The organism is Vibrio sp. V42_P2S4T144, assembly GCF_009904715.1.
GTDB lineage: Bacteria > Pseudomonadota > Gammaproteobacteria > Enterobacterales > Vibrionaceae > Vibrio > Vibrio alginolyticus.
The window spans coordinates 1-4,755 of record NZ_WXWS01000260.1 but is presented as its reverse complement, the minus strand read 5'-3'; the positions used below and the strand labels follow the sequence as shown (position 1 = coordinate 4,755).

Annotated in this window: 3 protein-coding genes; 2 read left to right on the top strand and 1 reads right to left on the bottom strand. The window is 43.3% G+C overall.

The window, feature by feature from the left end; translation table 11 throughout:
* A partial coding sequence (locus CAG68_RS09070; RefSeq protein WP_161441025.1) for a tetratricopeptide repeat protein occupies positions 1 to 2,201 on the top strand: 2,201 nt, incomplete at its 5' end.
* A gap of 134 nt (positions 2,202 to 2,335) precedes the next feature.
* On the opposite strand, the gene CAG68_RS09065 is transcribed toward CAG68_RS09070, so the two are convergent.
* Complete coding sequence (locus tag CAG68_RS09065; protein ID WP_017635215.1) at positions 2,336 to 2,809, bottom strand: DUF1842 domain-containing protein; 474 nt, start codon at positions 2,807 to 2,809, stop codon at positions 2,336 to 2,338.
* 283 nt (positions 2,810 to 3,092) lie between these two features.
* Between CAG68_RS09065 and CAG68_RS09060 the strand changes: the two genes are divergently transcribed.
* A partial coding sequence (locus tag CAG68_RS09060) for an FAD-binding protein (RefSeq protein ID WP_161441024.1) occupies positions 3,093 to 4,755 on the top strand: 1,663 nt, incomplete at its 3' end.

Genomic DNA, 4,755 nt, shown 5'->3' with positions numbered 1-4,755 from the left:
ATTCTATTCGTCAGCAGACTGTCGAGTCATCAATTCCCTCTTCTTTCCATCTCTGCCTTTATTGGTTAATGGGGGTAACACTCAACGAATCAGAAAAACAGCTGCTGAACTTAATGGAGTTCCAAACGCTGAAACAAACGATAGAGCAATCTATCCCTTTCTTAATTCAACAACGGCAGACCAGCAAACCGCATTTGATTATTGTTGAAGATGTCCATTGGGCCGACGAGGTAATGTTGGCATTTCTTGAGACACTGCTACCTTATATTACAAACACCAATATTTTACTCTTTCTGACGTTTAGGCAGCAAAAACGACTTAGTTCCAAACAATCTTGGTTTGCCAACGTGAATCTAATCGAACTTAGGGAGTTATCATCTGAAGAGTCTTACGAGTTAGCTTGCTCAATCACATGCCAACAGAATAAACATATCAATGACTGTATAAAGCTTGCGAAAGGCCATCCTCTATACTTACGCCAAACACTACTTTGTTCTCAGTTTGATAAAGACGTTCCGGAGTCATTGGAACATTTAGTTTCGATACAATTAGCTCAACTTCCAGCCCAAGATCGCCAAGCACTCTGTACTGCATCTGTGTTGGGGCAGTACTTTCAACTGGAGCAACTGCGTGAAATCACTCGAATTCCCGGCTACGTACCAGATAAGTTAGTCGACGCTGGCTTAGTAAAACTCAATGGCGATCAATACCTTTTCCATCATGATTTGATTTGTAATGCTGTTTTCCGTCAAATAGACAAGTCACAGTGTTCAAAAATACACATGGCCTGCGCAAAATGGTATGAGAACCGAGATCGGTTCTTATATGCAGTCCATATCAATCATGCCAAGGGCGAAGGTGTATTTACTGTTCTTGACCAGACCGCCAAACATTACCTGAGCAATTATCAATTTGAAAAAGCACTGACTCTTATTGAATACGCTATTAAAGAGTCACCTAAAGCACAGATGGCGTATGCACTAAATATGAAAGGAAACTGCCTGTATTCGATGGGACGCATCAAAGAGAGTATTGAGGTTCTTGAGCAAGCGATTCATCACACAGAAAATGATTCTGAACGTGTTCAATACTATTTAGACCTCATTAACCCCTACCGTTTAACCGACAACTTTGTACAAGCGATGTCGATTTTAGACCAAGCCCAAGCCCTGTGCGAAAAGCTGACGTTAAATAAATCTTTGTGTGAAATTCACTCGATGAGAGGTAATATGCTGTTCCCCACTGGGCAGCTAGACGAATGTGAGAAAGAACATTTACTTGCATTAGATTACAGTCAACGAGCAAACTGTTTTCGCGCGAAAGCAAAATCGCTTGGCGGCCTCGGTGATTGTGCCTACGCACAAGGAAAAATGGCTCGCTCATACGAGTACTTAACCGAGTGTTTGCAACTGTGTGAAGAGCATCAGTTGCTTTCGATTGAAACTGCCAATCGCTACATGCTGGCAACAGTGATGATCTATCAACTGCAATCTGACGAAGCACTAAAGCAGGCTCAGCATGCCTCGAATCTTGCCTATCTCACGGCAAACCGCCGAGCAGAAATTGTTTCTAGGCTTACGGCTGCATGGATCTTTCTCGACCGTAATGTCTTGGTGCAAGCTGAAAACGAAATCTCGACCGCTCTACAACTTTCAAAACAGCTTAATGCTCATCGATTTGTCGCTTTTCTTTTGGAGTCCAGTGCAAGATTGCACTGGTATCAGGGAAAAGAGGAGAAAGCCCTTTCGGACATCGACACGGCTCTAGATCTTGTTCATATCAATAAGCTACACAATTTTATTGGTCCTTGGCTCGTATCTACCAAGGCACTTATTTGTGGCGATGAATCAACGGCCCTCTCCGCTTTGCGCACTGGTGAGGCTTGGCTAGAATCTACCTGTGTTGGTCATAATTATTTACGCTTTTACCAACAAGGAATCCAAGTAGCGTGGCAGTATAAGCAGCCTACGCTACTTCGAAAATATCGCGATAAGCTGTCTAACTTCACCCAAGAAGATCCGCATCCATGGGGTGATTTTTATATTGAACAAGCGAATCTGATGCTTGCCTTACTCGACCAGTCCAGCTCCGTCTCTGAGTTGTTAAACTTCAATCAGGCCGCGCGTAAGCATCAACTGAATCAGGCTCAAATAAGTGTTGATGAGCTCGACCATTGGCTCTCCACATCTACTCAACCATGAAATATTCAATAAACGAAGAAAGTCGATTAATTGCACCTTCAAGTCATCGTGTTTACTCGATTTACCTCGTCAAACACAGATATTCGAAACCATCGAATATCTGTGTTTTGGCACAGTGTCATCGCTGATGAGATTTATGCTGGCGCAAGATCATTTTGCTCCACCTTAAAGTTCTCGATGCTAGGAACATGCTCAGGCAAAAGTAGAGTAACGCGTTGATTTGCTGCTTCAATCCATTTACCTGAACTATTTTTATATCGATAGAATGCCACGCCTGACTTCCAATCATCATTAAGTAGGAGGTTGAGCGTTACGTTATGAAGATCAGCTCCTAAAGGAGCAATGCCTAGATAAGGCTGGTAGCCCTGCAACGTCACCATGATATGACAATCACCCATCGTGCATTGATAGTTGAAACTACCATTGAGATCAGACACCACATTTAACGGTGGGTTAACGGCCTGAAAGATATGTCCTTTACCCACTATTGATTTGTCTTCGCTGGCCACGAGTAGATTAACATCGAAGCTCACTCCTCCAGGTAAGCCGTTACCAATTTGATAATGAGCAGTAAAAATTGCTTGTGATTCTTTTGAGTCCATTTTCATTGTGTTCTCCAACTGAATTTATTGTCGTTAGTGACCCATTCAATGTAGATAACACGTCATTCTGGTTCAGTATCAATTTAGGCTCAGATCTACTTGACTACATAAATTATCCACGGTCACGCAGATGCCGATCGTTCTTTTCATCAACCAGATATTGTTGCTCTCTCGCTGATGCTTTTGGCGATTTGTACAGAACAACTGATACCAAACTGATATGGTGAATGTATGCATTTGATTTAATATTTGAACAACTATTCAATACATAAGCCAAATGGAAAAAATAATGGAACATGAATGGATGCAGGGAACGAAAGAAAACCAAGTGGTAGAACAGCACCCTAACCCTCAAATACAACGCCTCGCTGTACTTAGCGCGTACTCAATCTCAGTCAATAATGCCAAACTGTTTATTCAGAAAATGGATAAGTGCGGTTTTCCTAAAGAACGATTACTGACACCTCTTGAAAACACGGTTTCACCGGTTCCCGGTTTGAACCAATATCAAGTCGAGTCACTCATCTTCAATACTCGCTATCAACACCAACCCTTTGTCATTGTCATGTGCGAAAGTACGCAAGAAGTTCAGCAAGCCTATCTAACAGCAACTCAATTCAATCTCCCGATTCGTGTTCGCTCAGGAGGGCATGATCACGCAGGTGAATGCAGTGGTGACAACGTCATTTTGATTGACGTGAGCAGAATTAAGACCTTCCAATTGTGTGACAATATTGCCACCATTGGTGCTGGCTATCGCTTCTATCAACTGACACCAAAACTTGCAGAGCATGATCGAATGATTGCACATGGAACCTGTGCCACAGTTGGGTTGACTGGCTATATTCAAGGCGGAGGATGGGGCCCTTGGACGCGAAAATACGGCATGTGTTGTGAGCACCTAGTGAGTGCAACCGTGGTATTGGGTGATGGTACGATCACAGAAGTCTCAGCAGAGTCCAACCCTCACCTATTTTGGGCACTAAGAGGCGGCGGAGGCATGAGCTATGGCATTGTTACCGAGCTACGCGTAAAAACATTCCCTTTACCCAAAGAGATCCACCGCTTCGAGCTTCAGTGGAACCTCTATCCAAAAATCAACGGTATGCTTCAGCCAATACCAACGCACCCTACCATAGATGTGCTAAAAAATTGGGAGCAGGCTATAAAAAGCCTCGATACGCCTAAACTTCTTGGCACCAACTTGCAAATTGATGCTCTGCCTGAATCATCTAACCACTGTGATATTGAAACCATCAGCCATCACTGCACCATGTATGGCTACTGGGAAGGAACAGAACAAGATCTTCACCAATTTATAGCCGTTCAATTTGGCGCTTGCTTCCCTGATTTAGTTCAAGTCTATGAAGCACATGGCACTGACTTTGACGGGAAGAAATACGATCACTCCCTGATGAGCACATGGGGGCGCGATTCTTTGTGTCAAAACGGTTCTCCTTTCCCTCCCGATTATGACGCCCCAGCACCTCACAAAATCACTTCGCGATTGGTGTCAGAGCGAGGTCTTAAACCAGAAGGCTATACTGCACTTTTGCAAAGCTTAACTTCACCTTTGATAAAGCCAGAAAACCGCGATCAAGGGCTATTTAGTTACGTAACCTTAGGGGCGATCACTGGCGGTTTTTATCATCACTCAGACGACCTTGAAGACATATCTTTCCCCTACCGCCAGTGTCAATATACAGTCCAATACCAAACCTGGTGGAATGAAGAGATAAAGCAAAAACTAGAACTACAAAATAACCCAGTACTTGTTGATGTAAACAGAGCCATGGACTGGATTGATAAAGCCAGAGAAGCTGATATACCGGGAACCTATGGTGCCTTCATCAGCTTTAAAGATCCGGCAATTCCGACAAGCGTTTATTTTGATCGAAGCTACCGCGACTTAATCGGTATAAAAGAAAAATACGCTAAGGATAAGTTTAATC

Bases quoted from the DNA above. Each gene is read 5' to 3' on its own strand.
- CAG68_RS09065 (WP_017635215.1), bottom strand. From the start codon at position 2,809: ATGAAAATGGACTCAAAAGAATCACAAGCAATTTTTACTGCTCATTAT.